This window comes from Salinimicrobium xinjiangense DSM 19287, from assembly GCF_000423585.1.
In the GTDB taxonomy this organism is placed as follows: Bacteria; Bacteroidota; Bacteroidia; order Flavobacteriales; family Flavobacteriaceae; genus Salinimicrobium; species Salinimicrobium xinjiangense.
On sequence record NZ_KE384058.1, the window covers coordinates 71,389 to 88,290 of the forward strand.

At 41.2% G+C, this 16,902-nt stretch carries 14 protein-coding genes; 10 read left to right on the top strand and 4 right to left on the bottom strand.

Annotated elements, in window-relative coordinates; genetic code table 11:
- Positions 1–334: 334 nt before the first annotated feature.
- On the bottom strand, positions 335–1,600 hold the full coding sequence (locus G564_RS20040; protein ID WP_051205600.1) for a site-specific integrase: 1,266 nt from the start codon (positions 1,598–1,600) through the stop codon (positions 335–337).
- 1,323 nt (positions 1,601–2,923) lie between these two features.
- Between G564_RS20040 and G564_RS0117550 the strand changes: the two genes are divergently transcribed.
- Entirely contained in the window at positions 2,924–3,403 is a 480-nt protein-coding gene (locus G564_RS0117550) for a hypothetical protein (protein WP_037374247.1), read from the top strand.
- Positions 3,404–3,436: 33 nt separating this feature from the next.
- Complete coding sequence (locus G564_RS0117555) at positions 3,437–4,204, top strand: carbonic anhydrase family protein (RefSeq protein ID WP_211224637.1); 768 nt, start codon at positions 3,437–3,439, stop codon at positions 4,202–4,204.
- Positions 4,205–4,553: 349 nt separating this feature from the next.
- On the opposite strand, the gene G564_RS0117565 is transcribed toward G564_RS0117555, so the two are convergent.
- On the bottom strand, positions 4,554–5,477 hold the full coding sequence (locus G564_RS0117565) for a LysR family transcriptional regulator (RefSeq protein ID WP_029038802.1): 924 nt from the start codon (positions 5,475–5,477) through the stop codon (positions 4,554–4,556).
- 132 nt (positions 5,478–5,609) lie between these two features.
- Here G564_RS0117565 and G564_RS0117570 point away from each other — a divergent pair, with 132 nt between their 5' ends.
- From G564_RS0117570 to G564_RS0117595, 6 genes are all read left to right on the top strand, one after another.
- Entirely contained in the window at positions 5,610–5,888 is a 279-nt protein-coding gene (locus G564_RS0117570) for a hypothetical protein (RefSeq protein WP_029038803.1), read from the top strand.
- Positions 5,889–5,894: 6 nt separating this feature from the next.
- Positions 5,895–6,848, top strand: a complete 954-nt coding sequence (locus G564_RS0117575) for an L-threonylcarbamoyladenylate synthase (RefSeq protein WP_029038804.1) — start codon at positions 5,895–5,897, stop codon at positions 6,846–6,848.
- A 43-nt stretch (positions 6,849–6,891) separates the two neighbouring features.
- On the top strand, positions 6,892–7,851 hold the full coding sequence (locus tag G564_RS0117580; protein WP_029038805.1) for a sodium-dependent bicarbonate transport family permease: 960 nt from the start codon (positions 6,892–6,894) through the stop codon (positions 7,849–7,851).
- Positions 7,852–8,069: 218 nt separating this feature from the next.
- On the top strand, positions 8,070–8,390 hold the full coding sequence (locus G564_RS0117585) for a hypothetical protein (protein ID WP_029038806.1): 321 nt from the start codon (positions 8,070–8,072) through the stop codon (positions 8,388–8,390).
- 3 nt (positions 8,391–8,393) lie between these two features.
- On the top strand, positions 8,394–8,561 hold the full coding sequence (locus tag G564_RS20420) for a hypothetical protein (RefSeq protein WP_156879287.1): 168 nt from the start codon (positions 8,394–8,396) through the stop codon (positions 8,559–8,561).
- Between the two features lie 384 nt (positions 8,562–8,945).
- Complete coding sequence (locus tag G564_RS0117595) at positions 8,946–9,896, top strand: DUF4382 domain-containing protein (protein ID WP_051205602.1); 951 nt, start codon at positions 8,946–8,948, stop codon at positions 9,894–9,896.
- A gap of 93 nt (positions 9,897–9,989) precedes the next feature.
- Here the strand turns inward: G564_RS0117595 and G564_RS0117600 are convergent, their stop codons facing one another.
- On the bottom strand, positions 9,990–13,268 hold the full coding sequence (locus tag G564_RS0117600; RefSeq protein ID WP_029038808.1) for a S41 family peptidase: 3,279 nt from the start codon (positions 13,266–13,268) through the stop codon (positions 9,990–9,992).
- A gap of 308 nt (positions 13,269–13,576) precedes the next feature.
- Here G564_RS0117600 and G564_RS19625 point away from each other — a divergent pair, with 308 nt between their 5' ends.
- Entirely contained in the window at positions 13,577–14,329 is a 753-nt protein-coding gene (locus G564_RS19625; RefSeq protein ID WP_084625678.1) for a M15 family metallopeptidase, read from the top strand.
- 75 nt (positions 14,330–14,404) lie between these two features.
- Entirely contained in the window at positions 14,405–15,799 is a 1,395-nt protein-coding gene (locus G564_RS0117610) for an alanine/glycine:cation symporter family protein (RefSeq protein WP_029038809.1), read from the top strand.
- Here the strand turns inward: G564_RS0117610 and G564_RS0117615 are convergent.
- On the bottom strand, positions 15,786–16,832 hold the full coding sequence (locus G564_RS0117615) for a Gfo/Idh/MocA family oxidoreductase (RefSeq protein WP_029038810.1): 1,047 nt from the start codon (positions 16,830–16,832) through the stop codon (positions 15,786–15,788). The genes G564_RS0117610 and G564_RS0117615 overlap by 14 nt on opposite strands.
- Between the last annotated feature and the right edge of the window lie 70 nt (positions 16,833–16,902).

Here is a 16,902-nt window from a genome sequence, read left to right on the forward strand (position 1 = left end):
TTATTAAAAGCACCAACCAAAACCTTTAACAAACTCTCAGGAAAGAATGGGGCTAATCTGAGAGTCTCTATGTAGACTGAAACTACCAACAAAAGAAGTGTTATTGACGGCCTCTATAAATCCTTTGCTGCAGGAGATATCCCGTCAGTTTTGGGAGCAATGGATGAACAAGTTCTCTAGAATGAAGCAAAAGGTAACGTCTATGCAGACGGCAATCCATACATAGATTTAGAGGAATGGGGTATTTGCGCGCGTGAGTGCAGACCACGAATATTTGATCCTGGAAGATATTCAGCTTCATGAAATGAGCGATAAGAGGTCTGGTGAATTCTGATTAATTAAAAAAGACATGTCCAGATATTTTCTCTAGTCTTTCCATGGGTGAAGCTTTAATGTAGTTATAAAAGACCTTTTCAGAAGAATGCCCGCTAATAGCCATGATGTCGATGATAGGCATATCAGCTTTATAGGCATTGGTACAAAAGCTTCGTCTGGCGGTGTGATTGGTTAAGAGTTGATGTTTTTTAAATGCAGTTTTGGTGCGGATTCCACCTTCAGTACGTTCAATAATAATTTCCTCATTGAGTTTGGCTTTTTTCCCAATGCTCTTTAGGGCCTCATTGATCTTTTGCTCCGGAATCATTTCAGGGAACTGCCCGTCCCTCTTTTTCAGAATGTCTTTTATAAATGGATGAAGTGGGATGTGCACTATTTTACCTGTCTTCTGTGTTTTAATTTCCAAATAGCTGATGCCTCTAAAGGCTTTAATGTTTGAAGTTGATAGGCTTTTGTAATCAGATACTCTTAAACCAGTTACTGCAGCTATGACAAAAAGATCTCGGGCAATATCTAAATGTGGGCGCTTTGAGTAATTAATTTCCTTGATGCTTTTTATTTCATCCATTGTGAGGTAAATGTGGTTCACCTCCTCTTTGGGTTTGGTAAAGGCTGATTTTTGATAGTCCAGGCTTTTGTGAAGCCCTCTTTCAAAAGCATCATGCATGACCGTCTTAATGTTCTTTATTTGGGTTCCAATGTAATTGTCGGTAAATCCTTTGTCCTGTAGCCATTGGATGAATTCGGAATGAAAAGAGAGGGTGATGTGCTGAAAAGCCAATTTACCACCTATATGTTCCTCATAATCTTCAAGAATTCGTAGGGTATTATTGTAGGGCTTTAGAGTACTTTTTGCAAGAGGTTTCCCAGTGCTTGGTCGCGGTTTGCTCTTGTAGTATTCATTAAACCACTTATAATGGTCTGACAAGTAAACTGCCTCTCTGTTATCTCCGCTTTTGTTCTGCCATTGATTGATCCGCTGCTTAAGGATCCTGTTATCAATAGGGGAATCTTCTTTCTCTAAATCCCTAAGCAGCTGACGGGAAAAAGTCAGAAGCTCAGCCAGGTCTGCATTAATATTACTGCTATCGGGTTCCGCTAATACGTTCTTTACTGCATTATTTTGTTCATCCCAATGTGCAGCCTTCTTGATACTCAATCCAGTTGCATATCGGTACTGTTTTTTGCGGCCATAATTGAAATGAATGTAGATATTCTGAACAGTTCCTTTCCCCTCGCGAAGTTTTACTTTTACAGATCCCATTATAAGTTATTTGTACCGCCCAATGTACCGCCCTTTTTTGAATTTAACTTAAACCTGCTTAAACTTTTATTAACAGAATCTCCATTGACACCCCTTAAATCCCTTTATATATTGAGGTTTAATTGAATAAAATATTAAGAGAGCTAAAGTGCGTATAATTAAAAAGTAGTCCTGTCGAGGTCACTTAAAGCACAAAATCCGCAGCGAAAGCTGCGGATTTTTTTGTTTTACGGAAAAGCTGAGCTTGCTCAAAGCTTTGGAGGAAAACAAAAAAACACAGCGCCGCCAGGCGGTGTGGATTTTGTATTTTCAGGCGGGGCCTCAAAGGAACTTTAATCCTGGTTCCGGCTGAGCTAACCCGAAGCTTTGGAGTAAAACAAAAAAACACAACGCCGACAGGCGGTGTGGACTTTGTATTTTCAGGCGGGGCCCCAAAGGAACTTTAATCCTGGTTCCGGCTGAGCTTACCCAAAGCTTCGGAGTAAAACAAAAAAACACAACGCCGACAGGCGGTGTGGAAGGAAATTCCAAATTACAAGCACCAAATTCCAATTCCACATCCTCATTCCCATCCTTATGGGGCATTTTGTGCTAATCTGAATATTCCTGAATCTTGAATCCTTGTTTTCCGATTAAAAAGAATGATTTTATGAAAACCCTTACCAATGCTTGTCAAAGACCTTCTCCAACAATTGGAAGGGGTGGTTTCCCTTTTTATAAAATTCTATATTAATTTATCAAAGAATATGATTTTTTACAGTATTGTCATTCAGGGTTTTCCATAAAAATCCTGGCTCTAGACTCTAGAAGCGGAGCGGTCCAGACTCTTTTACCGGACAACAATGATTACAAGCACCAAATTCCAACCTGTATTAATTTCCCGGTATTCTTGAACAATATTGAATCCTGAATCCTGAATCTTAAATCATTGTTGTCCGATTAAAAAAAAAAAATTAATTAATGAAAACCCTTGCTAATGCTGGTCATAGATCTTCTCCATCGGTTTGAGGGGGTGGTTTTCCTTTTTATTAAATTTCATTAATTCTACCATAGAAAATAGTTTTTCACAGTATTGTCTTTCTGAGTTTTATATAGAAGTCTTGGCTCTAGACTCTAGAAGCGGAGCGGTCCAGATTCTTTTACCCGACAACAATGATCTTGAATCTTAAATCCTGAATCCTGAATCCTTTCATCCTCAATTTTCTTTATCATTCCCATAAGTTTTTACAGTTATCTCTATTATCTCTGTTCACTTAATTTTGCGGAGTCATAATCCATAGGGCTATTCCTAATTAACCGGTAGACGGAAGAAAATTGTTGAAAATGATGAAAAAATTAATATTCCTGTTTGCTTTCGCGCTCATTACGGCCTGTGATGAGAGAGTTGAAAAAAAAACAGCGGAAGGCCCTGAGACAGCAATTGCTAATGTAACAACAGAGCAGCAAAGCCTTAAAATATTTGAGTCAGCCACTACCGGGGAAAATTATGAAGTATGGGAACAAGTGCCGAATGATGAGGTTTGCATGGTGAATAATGCCTACATGGGGAGGTTGCAGCTGGAGGTTCCTTTCCAGGGGAAAATGTATTACGGTTGCTGTGAAATGTGTGTAGAGCGCATTCCAAAAGACGAAGATATACGCGTTGCCATTGATCCCCTCACATCTCAGGAAGTGGATAAGGCTACTGCCTTTATTGTTCTCGCAGGTGAAAGGGGAGAAGTAGCATATTTCAGTAATGAAGAAAATTACAGGAGTTTTTTAAAATCAAAAGAAGAAGCCCTGGATCAAAAGATAAAAAACTAACATACTATCTATTAAAATTTAAAAATGAGCAAAATGAAAAATTTCAATTTTTTAAGCATGATTTTAGGTGTTTCCTTACTCATGATGTCATGTGGGGAAGATAAAGACAGGAATGCAACCGGTGATACTACAGGAGACACTGAAATGACAAATCAAGGGGCAGATAGGAATGCTGATGTCACTTTGACCCAACAGGAGCGTGATGCATTGATGCCTGCAGATGTTGTCGCCGAATTTAAAGGAGGTAATGAAAGATTTATCAAAGACAGCCTTACTCCGAGAAATCGCCAGGCGAGGATAGGGGCCACTGCCGGCGCACAGTATCCAAAAGCCATGATACTGTCTTGTATTGACAGTAGAGTACCTGTTGAAGAGATTTTTGACCAGGGACTGGGAGATCTTTTTGTGGGTCGTATCGCAGGGAACTTTGCAGATGAAGAAATGTTGGGAAGTATGGAATTTGCCACCAAGGTTGCAGGATCAAAGGTCATTGTGGTAATGGGCCATGAAAGTTGTGGCGCCGTAAAATCGGCTATTGATAACGTGGAACTGGGCAATATTACTGCAATGCTTGCACATATTGATCCCGCTATCGAAATGACAAATAACTTTGCTGAAGATCAAAGAACAGTTAAGAACGAAGAATATGTTAATGCAGTTATTAAAAATAACGTAAAACATACAATCGGCAAGATCAAGACTGATAGTCCAATAATTGCTGAAATGGCAGAAAATGGTGAAATCAATATAATAGGAGCCTATTATAATGTTGATACCGGGGCTGTAGAGTGGCTGGAATAGTAAAATTATAACTCAGAGATTACAACCGGCTCAGGACTTCTTTGAGCCGGTTCTTTTTTGGATTGATTCCGGGTATTTATTTTAAGTCTGAATTATTGAGGATGCCGGAACCTTTCACGCCTTACAAAATCAATTCTGCAGCCGTTGCCCTGAAGAACCAGGTTCGGAACCCGCACCCGAAACATTGCAGGACTGTTGTTGCTTCCTGGTTACAGGCTCCTCACTTTACAGGTATCTATTTGCTTGAATTTTTCTACATGCAGAGGGATGAAGTAAATTCAAAATTATAAGGATAACTTATATTTGCTATTAATTATTTTTTTACCAATCTCATTAAAAAGCTTGATTATTAATATTGGTCATACCAGTCGAACTTGTCTTTAATTATTTTTAAGCGTTCTTTTTTTAAGTATTCCAAATAGGAGGCAGCCGCAGGTGAAAACTTTTTTCCTTTCATCCATATTATTTGCCAGTTTGATCTTATAGGAAAGCCTCCTACGGGAATAATTTCCAGATCACCGTTTTTCAGTTCATTCTTGATCCCTATTATCGGCATAATTGAATAACCTAAGCCTGCTATTACAGCCTGTTTAACTGCCTCATTTGAGGTCAACTCCATTTTCTTTAATACAGGAAGGTTGTACTGCTTCATAAAACTTTCCATGACATGCCTCGTACCAGATCCTGCTTCCCGATATATCAATGGAATCTCCTTTAAAATATCTCTACTGTGATGTCTGTTTTCTAAAGTCTGTTCCCTTCCACCTACAAGAAATAACTTGTTCTCCATAAGTTGAATGCTTTCGATCTTTAAATGTTCAGGAAGAACAGAAACCAGAGCAAAGTCAATCTCATTCTTTTCCAGATTTTCTATAACCGCAGCCTTATTTGTGACATCTAAAGATAAAGTTACGGAGGGATGATCCCGCATAAATCCGGAGAGAAAATGAGGCATTACATATTTACCGGTAGAGACAACGGCAACAGTTAACCTTCCGATAAGTTCTCCCTTATAAGCAGCATTCTTTGCACTTATTGTTTCGGTTTCTTTAAGGATGTTTTCAGCCGCTATAGCTATCTCCTTTCCAAAGTCAGTAATATAAATTTTCCGGCCTATAACTTCGGTGAGTGGGAAATCGAATTGTTCCTGAAAGTTCTTAAGCTGCATGGAGACGGCCGGTTGCGAGAGGTGTAGTTCTGCAGAAGCCTTAGTTATACTTCGGGTCCTGGTAATCTCCAGAAAGATCTTCAGCTGATGTAAGGTGTAGTTCATAAGAAGTTCTTATGTTTTTTATCAAAAATATAAATTTCACATTATATATACAATGTTTCACATTTGCACCAGAAAAAAATCGACTGTGTTAATTCTAAAATCAAATCAGAAAACCCAAAAATTTTCTACACCATGAAAAATTTAAAGTTGATCGACGGAACCTTTAGTCCTGCAGATGCAAGAGATATTTTGCTCAACATGATTGGCAGCAAGATTCAGTTTCATAACAATAGAGACTTCAGTTCAGAAATTCGCATTGGTAGCTCTGATAAGAGCTCACGGGTGAGGCTGGCCGAACTACGGGAGACAAGGGAACAAATTATTTCCTTCCTGGAGAATGCTGAAAGGGAAGGTTCCACGGTAATTATTAATTCATCTGTAAGCCTTTCCTGTTCAACGGGAGATCTTTAAAGTTCGATGAGTAAAATTTTTGACAGGGCTATTTCCGAATTGAAAAATGGAGGAATTATAGCCATCCCCACGGAAACAGTATATGGATTAGGGGGGAATGCATTAAGTGAAGCTGCAGTAAAAAAGATTTTCGATTTAAAGAAAAGACCTCTTTACAATCCTCTGATTGTCCATATTGCCTCGGTCAACGAACTGGAAAAATTAGCAAAGAGTATTCCTGATGTAGCTTACAAGTTAGCGAATACTTTTTGGCCAGGTCCATTGACCCTGATTTTGAAGAAAAAGAAAATCATTCCTTCTATAGTTACTGCAGGACTAGATACTGTAGCTGTAAGAATTCCTGACCACAAGTTGACTTTAGAGCTTCTGAAAAAACTACCTTTTCCTTTAGCTGCGCCCAGTGCAAATCCATTTGGATCCATTAGTCCCACAAAACCTTATCATGTTTTAAAATACTTCGGGAATCAGCTTAACCTGATTTTAGATGGAGGGGAATGTCAAAGGGGAATCGAATCGACCATAGTGGGATTTGACAAAGCTGAAAACCCGGTTATATTCAGGCAGGGTGCTATAACGGCAGAGGAAATTGAGAAAGTCACCGGCAAACTTCGTTTTAGTATTCATGATAATCAAAGGCCTAAAGCACCGGGAATGTTATCCAGACATTATTCTCCTAATACTAAAAGTTGTTTTACAAATAATATAAAAACCACATTGGAATCCTTAAAAGGTAAGAAAGTGGGCACTCTCCTTTTTCAGTACCCTTTAGAAGATTTACCATTAGACCACCAGGAAATATTGTCAAAGTCGGGTGATCTGAAAGTGGCTGCAAAGAATGTCTATGCCGCAATGCACCGGCTGGATCAAAAGAATTTGGACATAATTGTTTTTGAACAGCTACCTGAGAAAGGATTGGGAATAACCATCAACGACAAACTGCGAAGAGCTGCTAAAGATTAAAGTAACCAGAACAGCACCTTAAACCCCTATAACACCAAATTTTATGAATTTAAATCTTTTAATAGAAAATTTGACAAGCCCGGCCTTACTTTTCTTTGTAATGGGTATTCTGGTAGTCCACCTAAAAAGTGATCTTGAGATTCCTAAAAGTTCATCGAAGTTTATATCTCTCTACCTTTTATTTTCAATAGGATTTAATGGAGGCAGGGAATTGGCGCATAGTCATTTCTCTATGGAAATCATTTGGACCGTTTTATTCGGGGTTATTACTGCCCTTATTATACCAATTTATACTTTCTATCTTCTTAGAAGAAAATTGAGCATTGAAAACTCTGGAGCTATCGCCGCCGCATATGGCTCTATTAGTGCTGTAACCTTTGTCACTGCCGTTTCCTTTCTGGAAATTCAGCAAATTTCTTACAGTGGACATATGGTTGCATTAATGGCTTTAATGGAAGCTCCTGCAATCATTGTTGGCGTGGCACTTATTTCATTATACGGGAAGAAAGACAATACCTCACCGAAAATGTCCAGTTTAATAGGCCATTCATTCTCTAACGGAAGTGTGCTGATGATCCTGGGAAGTTTAATTATAGGTTTTGTAGCAAGTGAAAGTCAGGCTCAGGGAATTGCCCCTTTTACTAATGACATCTTTAAGGGTTTTCTGGCTATTTTTCTCCTGGATATGGGAATTATTAGCGGAAGAAAACTGGCAGACTTTATTAAAAGCGGCTGGTTCACTACCCTTTTTGCTATAATCATACCGGTAATAAATGGATGTATTGTAGCCTGGGCCAGCGGTCTCGTAACAGGAAATGTTGGAGACAGGTTCATGCTGGCTATCCTGGCCGCCAGTGCTTCCTATATCGCTGTACCGGCTGCAATGAAGATGGCAGTGCCAAAAGCAAATCCCGGTCTTTACCTGCCCATGGCCCTGGCAGTTACTTTTCCTTTCAATATTACTTTTGGAATGCCGCTCTACATGGCTTTGATTGTGATATGAACAAGAGGACAGAAACGAATTATTTCACTTTTTAATAAATAGAGATGAGAACTTTGCTTTTGGAGAGGAGATCCTGTGCAACAGAATTCGGAGCTTACGGGCATTACTTCTTTAAATTTCTTTGAGATCGTTGTTTATCAGCAAGTTAAGCTTGTGCTAATTCTGAAGATTTATCTTCGAATAGTGATAACTTCAATTGGATATCTAAGAAAAGACAAATGTTCCGGTGGGTCATAGCTTTATTCTTTTGCAGCATAAACTGCTATAGCCAATTCTACACAGGAATTGCCATAGATCCTAATAAAGCTTTTGGTATTATCGACAATCCACGGACTGAAGAAGATCACCGGGGACTCCATTTTGACGTTGAAGTGGGATTAATTGAAAATGAACTGGCCTTCTATTTACTCTTCGGGAAATTTAAAGAGGCCAATTACCAGAAACTGGCTTTGGGAGCCGACTTATTTTTTCTGAAAAATAATAGAATAGAAACAGCGATTGGAGGCAGTGTGTCCAATATCTGGAAAAAACAAAGATAGTCCTTGGAAACCACCACTTATTTTGGATGGCTGGGACGTCTAACCGGCATCTTCTGGATCTATCCAAAATTCGGTCTGGTTGGTCATTTTCAGTACCAAAGCCGTCCGGACCTTGAAGTAACGGGTATCCTGGAAGGGAAAATCGGCCTCAGATATTTTTTCAGAAATTAACATGAACCCGTTTCCCGTTTCCCGAATTAACGAATTAACGATTCCCGACTCCCGTTTCCCGTTTCCCGAATTAACTAATCCCGATTCTCAAATCTTGAATTTTAAATTTTGAATCTTGAATCAAATGGTTGGCGCGGATTTACAATCCGTGACGACTCTATCTCCGCTTCCCGTCTCCCGTCTCCTGTCTCCCGTCTCCTGTCTCCCGTCTCCCGAATCCCGTTTCCCGTTTCCCATTCTTGTAGGATTTACCTTTAAAGAAATCTTTTTAATTACCTAAAACGCCGTTAAAAGTCTCTTAAAAGCAGATCTCAGTCGAAATATGCATTTTTAATTTGCGTTTTCTAAACCATAACCGCGGGTGAACCGCTAAAAACAATTTTTATGAAACTGAATTCATTATTAAAATTATTTTTATTAGTTCTTTTTGCCGGAACAATAGCTTCGTGTTCTACTGACGACGATGATGCTACCAATGGATCTGAGCAGACTTATGCTACTAAAGTTTATATCACAGATGCTCCTGTTGACAATCCCGAAGTAACGGGGACATTCATTACAGTATCTGAGGTGCGGGTCAATGGAAAAGCTATTGAGAATTTTCAGAAGACCACCATCGAGATCAGCAGTTTTACTAACGGGAAGACTGAACTCCTGGGAGAATTGAACCTGGAAGCAGGCACAACTTCAGATATTGTACTTGTTCTTTCTGAAACTGATGCTTCAGGAAATGGATCGGGGAATTATGTTCTAACTGCAGACGGACAGAAACATGCTCTTACGCAGACTGCGACAGAAATTTCTGTAGCCGATTCAGCAGAGATCCTTGCTTCCGCAGAAAATCAGTTGGTACTGGATTTTGACCTGAGAAAATCTATTACTTCAGGGGCTGAGAATGCCTACACTTTTAGCAGTGCAGCACAGTTAAGAAACAGTGTAAGAGCCGTGAATACCTTAAAAGCCGGGACTATCACAGGAAATGTTTCTAACATGGGCAATTATGACTCAGAGCAAATGCTGGTCTTTGCCTATAAAAAAGGAGATTATAATGATTCAGAAAAGAATCCGAATTCCGGCGGAGTACGCTTTGCGAATGCTGTAAGCAGCTCTGTTGTAAACAATAGCGACGGTAAGTTTTCCCTCCATTTTATGGAAGCAGGAGAATATGAGCTCTATTTTCATTCTTATGCAGACGATAATAATGACGGAAAACTCGAATTTGAAGGACAGCTGGAAATGGCCGGTTCCGGAAATCTGAATCTGAACTCTGTTAATGTAGATGCAAATTCTACAGTCTCTGTAGAAGTCCTTTTTAATGGATTCCTAAACCTTTAGAGTTTAGCTATAAATGCTGAATTAAAAAAAAAGCCATGGATTCAGAAATGAATTCATGGCTTTTTCAATTAACAATTAACAATTAACAAATAACTATTTGATAATTTTCTTATCGCGAATCACAGGATAAGGCGGAGTTTCCATCTCTTTTGGAGGATTCTCTTCCAGCTTTTGTAGTGCGATTTCTATGGCTTTTTCCAGCTGGGGATCTTTACCATTTATCACCTCTGCCGGAGTTTGTTCCACTTCAATATCGGGAGCTACACCTTCGTTTTCTACCCTAAATCCATCTTCGGTGTAAAAAGCAACGTTAGGTGCAGTTACAGAGCCGCCGTCAATGAATTCGGGATAGCCTAGAACTCCTACCAATCCGCCCCAGGTTCTTTTACCCACAATTGTTCCCAAATCAAACTTTCTAAACATCCATGGCAGATAATCCCCGCCCGATCCTGCTGTTTCATCAATGATCATCACTTTTGGCCCCTGTATGGAAGCACTTGGAGATTTGAGATCCTTACCATACCTGAAGTTCCAGTAAGCCTGTTCGGGTTTACGAAGGATATCAATGTAATAATCGGCCAGCTGTCCGCCGCCGTTAAAACGCTCATCTATGATGATCGCGTCCTTGTTTGCCTGTGGATAGAAATAGCGCTTGAAATATTCATGGCCTGCCGCGGCGGTATTGGGAACATACACGTAAGCCACTCGACCGTTAGTAGCTTCATGTACCTTTCGCATGTTACCTTCAACCCAATCCCTGTTCCTTAACGCCCATTCGTGTTCAACAGGAGTTACCTTTACCGTACGGGAATTTTTTATGCTGTTATCTGGACTAACCGTAAGCATCACGATCTTTCCTGCCGTGTTTTCAAAAAACTCATAGAGGTTGTCACTTCCCTTGACTTCCTTCCCGTTTACCTGTATGATATAATCTCCGGTATTCACATTCACCCCGGGTTCAGTGAGTGGGGAACGCATCTCAGGGTTCCAGTTGAGTCCGCCGTAGATCTTTTTTATCCTGTAGCGATTGTTTTCAATAGCATAATCGGCTCCTAAAAGTCCACCCTTTACTCTTCCGGGTTCATGAAGACGATCTCCGGTACCCGAAAATCTGTGATGACCCACTCCCAATTCGCTAAACATCCATTCCATTACTGTATAAAGATCGCTTCTGGTGGCAACATCGGCGAGGAAAGGTTCATATTTCGCTTTCATAGCCTGCCAGTCTACACCATGCATATTAGGATCGTAGAAATAATCACGGTTAACTCTCCAGGCTTCATTAAAAATGTTCTGCCATTCGGCAACGGGATCTATTTTCACCTGGATATCGCCGGTGTTAAGATTGCGTTTCTCGCCAATCTTCTCCAGTTCGGCTATACCCCATTTTCCGTCGGCAAGAAAAAGAACTTTTTCTCCATTTGCAGAGATCTGATATTGATTGGCCGGCATCACCTCCTTATCCTCTCTTTCTTTAAGATCGTATTTTCTCAAAGCAGCTTTGCCCTGCTCTCCGGGTGCATAGGCCAGGTAGTACAACATTCCTTCTTTAGGAGCGCTTAAGGCAGCATAATTACCGGCCTTCACCGGGATGTCGACAATTCGGGTATTTATGTTTTCAAATTCTATTTTAAGATCGGGAACTTTAGTTTCCTTTTTCTCCTTCTCGTTTTTCTTTTTCTTGTCCTGCTCTTCCTCTTCCTTCTGAATTTTTTCTACATCATTTTCTCTTGCAAAGGGAGACTCTACATCCTTCTGAAGCGTAACCAGGTAGATGTTACTGCTCATTTGCATGTCCTGGTTGGACTGGTCGAACCAGTTCACTACCGGGCCGGCATCTGTGGAAGCCAGCATATAAAGATACTTTCCGCTGGGATCAAAAGTGGGACTGGATACATTCGAAAGCCCGTCGGTGATGGGGAAAGATTTGTTCTGAGAAAGAGAGTAAACAAAAGCCTGCTCAAAACTTGTATCTGTCACAATGGTGTAAGTGATCCAGTTGGAGTCATGGGACCAGTCACCAAATAGATTCCTGAAAACCCCGGGAATATAACGTGCATCTGTAGCTATTTTGTTCACCCTTCCCGTAGAAACATTGATTACATAAAGATTCCTGCCGTTGTCTACATAGCTGATCTTCTTACTATCTGGTGACCATTGCGGGTGGGCATAAAACCCGGTTCCGTTGAGATCGAATCTTTTGGGTTCTTCTAACCCGGTCTGGTCCTGTACAAAAAGCTGGTATTCGCCACTTGCATCAGAAAAATAGGCTATAGATTTTCCGTCAGGTGACCAGACGGGGAACTTCTCATGAGCTCCCGGAGTAGAGGATAGGTTCATGACGTCCCCTTTTTCTCCCGGCACACTTACTACTTCTCCTCTAAAATCCATAACTACCCTGGCTCCGGTAGGTGAAATAGAGGCGCTGCGAATGTAATTGTCTCCTTTTACATATCGGGGCCGTACCTCCAGCAGATCGGTTCCAATTCCAATTTTTAATTTGCTGGCCTTTTTAGAGTTTGGATCAAAGGTGTGGAGATAACCTTCCTGTTCAAAAATGATCTCATTATTTCCCGTTGCAAGATCTATAACCGGAAATTCATTATAATGTGTAAGTTGCTCCACTTGCTTTGTGGCAATGTCATAGCTAAAGAGATTGAATTCTCCTGCCCGGTCACTTCTAAAGTAGACCTTATTCCCCAACCACTGTGGTCGCGTATCGTTGCTGCCTTCTGCAGGTTTGGGAATTTCGGTTACAGAATGATCTTCTGTATTAAAGATCCAGATGCGGGTAGCCGTTCCTCCACGATAATGTTTCCATTGGTTGAATCTTTCAGACAGGGGTGTGTAAGCAATGTATTTTCCGTCCGGTGAATAAGAAGCCCAATAGGCATTTGGAATCTCCAGCTCAGTAATTTGTCCTCCTGTCACCGGCACTTCAAATAATTCTGAATACCGGTTAGTAAAGATATTACGCTGAGAAGAAAATAATACAGCCGAACCTTCAGGAGTAAAACCCCTCACATAATCGGCATAGGGATGCCAGGTAAGCCGCTGTGGAATTCCGCCGTTTACCGGGACCACATATACATCTGTATTGCCGTCATATTCGGCATTAAAAGCAATCATCTTTCCATCGGGAGAAAAAACAGGATTGCTTTCTACACCTTCATCAATTGTAAGACGGGTAGGATTTGATCCGTTTTTATTGGCAACCCAAAGATCTTCGGCGTATATAAAGGCGATATGGGTATCACTAATTGCAGGTTTGCTCAGCAACCTTGTATCTTCCTTATTGATATTTTGGCTCTGTAAAATTGAGGAGCCAAGAAAGAACAGGAGGAGCAGAAAACAGGAGGATTTTAATTTCATATAAGAAGATTTATGTTTAACACTTATTCTACAGCTAAAGGTAAAGTTAAAATTTTTATTCTGCAGAAGGCGTTTTGAAGACCAATTGGACCGGTGACGATGTCTCATTCCTTGCCATCAGCTTGTACGGTAAATACCAACTATTGTTGCCAATCTTCATAATTATACCTGATTCAAAAAAATGTTTTGGAATATTAAGAAACTTTTAAGATTTTGGTCAGAGTTTTGCTTCGGGCAGATGCGCAGCTGTTGAAGAAGGAAAGGGGTCTATTTCCGAAGCCTAATTAATTAATCCTTGCAGGCTGCGAATGAACAGATCTTTTTTCGTGTTTTTACTATTGTTGCCGCTCTTCACTTCAAGTGCGCAGCAGACTGTCTCCGACCTTGATTTCCTCCTGGGAAAATATGATTACCGCACAGCTTCCAATTTTGTAAAAGTGGACAAAAACTATGCTGCTAAAAGCATCTATCTGAATGAAGTAGTCTATGCTGCCTTTAAGGAAATGCATCTACAGGCAAAACAGGAGGGAGTAGAGCTTAAGATCGTTTCCGGAACCCGAAATTTTAATGAGCAAAAGGCAATATGGGAAAGGAAATGGCGAGCTCTCGACAATATGGTCTCATTAGCAAAAGTCAATTTGATCCTTGAGTACAGTTCCATGCCTGCTACTTCGCGTCACCATTGGGGAACAGACATAGATATAAACAATCTCGAAAATTCCTATTTTGAAGAGGGCAGGGGCAGGGCCGAATATGAATGGCTGGTAAAAAATGCTCCGAAATTCGGATTTTACCAGGTATATACCGCTCAGGACTCCGGAAGAACGGGATACAGGGAAGAAAAATGGCATTGGTCATATATGCCTTTGGCTGCAAAATACCTGCAGAACTTCAATGAGCTGGTGGATTATTGTGAGATTACCGGTTTTGAAGGTAGTGAACTTGCCGAAGAAGCCGGGATGATTCCAAATTATGTAAATGGTATTCACCGGGAGCTGCACAGTCCGCTACCGCTAAGTATCCTGCCAAAGGGTATCGTTTACCTGCAGGATGAAGAATAATCTCTCCTGTAGTCGGGGTAGATCCCAATATTGTCTTCTATTTGTACAATACCCTGCAATAGTTATATTTGCTTCATGGCTAAACTAGATGAGTTTATAGCTGAATTCGCCTCTTTTGTTTGGGGCCTTCCGCTTTTATTGTTACTTACCGGAGGTGGATTATATCTACTCATTCTTTCTAAATTTCTTCCCTTCAGATACCTGAGACATGCCGTGGAAGTTTTACGCGGAAAATATGATGACCCCAATGATCCGGGAGAAATCAATCATTTTAAGGCACTTTCCACAGCCCTTTCCTCTACCATCGGAATGGGTAACATAGCGGGGGTCGCTGTTGCTATAGCCATTGGAGGTCCCGGGGCCATGTTCTGGTTATGGGTGAGTGCAGTGATCGGAATGGCTACCAAATTCTTTACCAACACCCTTGCAGTCATGTACCGCGGGAAAGATTCCGAAGGAAAACTACAGGGAGGGCCTATGTATTTTATTACTGAAGGTCTTGGCAGGAAATGGTGGATCATGGCAGCCTTTTTCAGTGTTGCCGGACTGGTGGGTGCCCTACCGGTGTTTAATGTAAACCAGCTTACCCAGGCAATAAATTATATTCTACTTACTCCAAACGGAGTAGAGGTGGATTTTATCTCGAATCTTACTATTGGGATTCTGCTTGCCATTATTACTTCAGTTGTGATCTACGGCGGACTGGAACGGATTAGTAATACGGTTTCCAGAATGGTGCCGGTCATGGTTGCCCTTTACTTTGTTTCGGTTTTGATCATCCTGCTGGTGAATTATGACCAGGTGCCTTATTATTTTGGTCTCATTTTCACAGATGCCTTTGCTGCTGAAAATTATGTGGGAGAGCCATTTTTGGGAGGTGTGCTTGGAGGTCTAATTATTCTTGGTATTCGTCGGGGTGCATTCTCCAATGAGGCGGGGATAGGTACTGCTCCTATGGCTCACGGGGCGGCGAAAACTGCCGAGCCTGTGAGGGAAGGTCTTGTGGCCATGTTGGGCCCTGCAATTGATACCCTTATTGTTTGTTCCCTAACCGGGATGGCCATTCTTGTTACGGGTGTGTGGCATACTCATGACGTGAACGGGGTGAGCCTTACTGCAGCAGCATTTAATGCCTCCATTCCTGTCTACGGAAATTATTTGCTGCTCGTATGTATTGCGATTTTTAGTATTTCCTCCCTATTCTCCTATTCTTACTACGGAAGCAAATGTCTCTCTTTTCTTATCGGGGCGCACCGGAAGCATTACTATAACTACTTCTATATTCTGAGTATCCTGCTTGGAGCGACAACTTCTCTCAGCATGATGATCAATTTGATCGACGGATTCTTTGCACTTATGGCTATCCCGACAATGACAGCCACACTTATCATGGCTCCGCGTGTGCTGAAGGAAGCCAAAAGATATTTTTCAAAGCTGAAGGAGAGCCGCCGGGTTCCTATCGAAAAGTAATTACCCGCCGCTCATCCATACTTCTTTGGGCGGCTTCAATGATCCTTATGACATCCCGTGCCTGCTCTGCTGTCACTGCGGGATCATTCCCAAGACTGATGGCTTCATACAGGCCTTCATAAACCCGCCGGTAATTGCCGTGCTCGCTTTCAACCTTTTTTTCTTCTTCTACAGTATTTAATTTTCCCCAGATCTCCTGTGGTTCTTTACCCCACTCCGATTCATCTTCGGGTTTTTTTCCCTGCTTTAGATCTTCTTCCTGTACATCTGCTCCATACTTTATAAAGCTGCCTTTCGTTCCGAAGACGCTATAGGTAGAGCCTTTTTCCTTCACCAGCATTCCGGCTTTCAAAGTTACTTTGAGACCCGGGTAAAATAGGAGGAGCTCGAAATTATCGGGCACCTCTGCACCTTCACGCTGAATGCGAATATCTGCAAATATTTCCCGCGGTAAGCCAAAGAGCGTAACAGCCTGGTCGATGAGATGACTTCCCAGGTCGTAAAGGATTCCGCCGCCCGGCAGATCTTTATTTTCTTTCCAACCGCTTTTCACCTCGTTTCTAAAGCGGTCAAAATGGGCTTCATATTCCACTACCTTTCCTAAAAGGCCATTTTCAAGGACTTTTTTTACTGTAAGGAAGTCGCTGTCCCATCTCCGGTTATGATTAACACTCAGTACCAGGTTATTGTCATAAGCGAGCTTTATAAGTTCGTTCGCCTCCCACACATGGGTGGTAAACGGCTTTTCAACAAGTACGTGTTTTCCGGCTTCAAGAGCCTGTTTGGCATATTCGTAATGCAGGTGATTGGGCAGGACCAGGACAACCAGATCTATGTCCTTATTGTTCAAAATCTTGTTGTAATCCCCCACAATTTCAGCTTTTGGAAAATCGTTCCGTGCAGCTTTAACGTTTTTGGAGCTGGAGGTAAGGATCATGTCTATCCTGAAGCCTGGAACACTTGAAAGAATGGGTGCATTGTAAATTCTTCCGCCGGGACCATAACCAACAAATGCAGTGTGCAGTTGCTTCATATTTTTCTTATGAAGATATGACTTTAAGAACAACCCGGAAAACAAAGAGCTCCAAAAATGCCATTTTTGG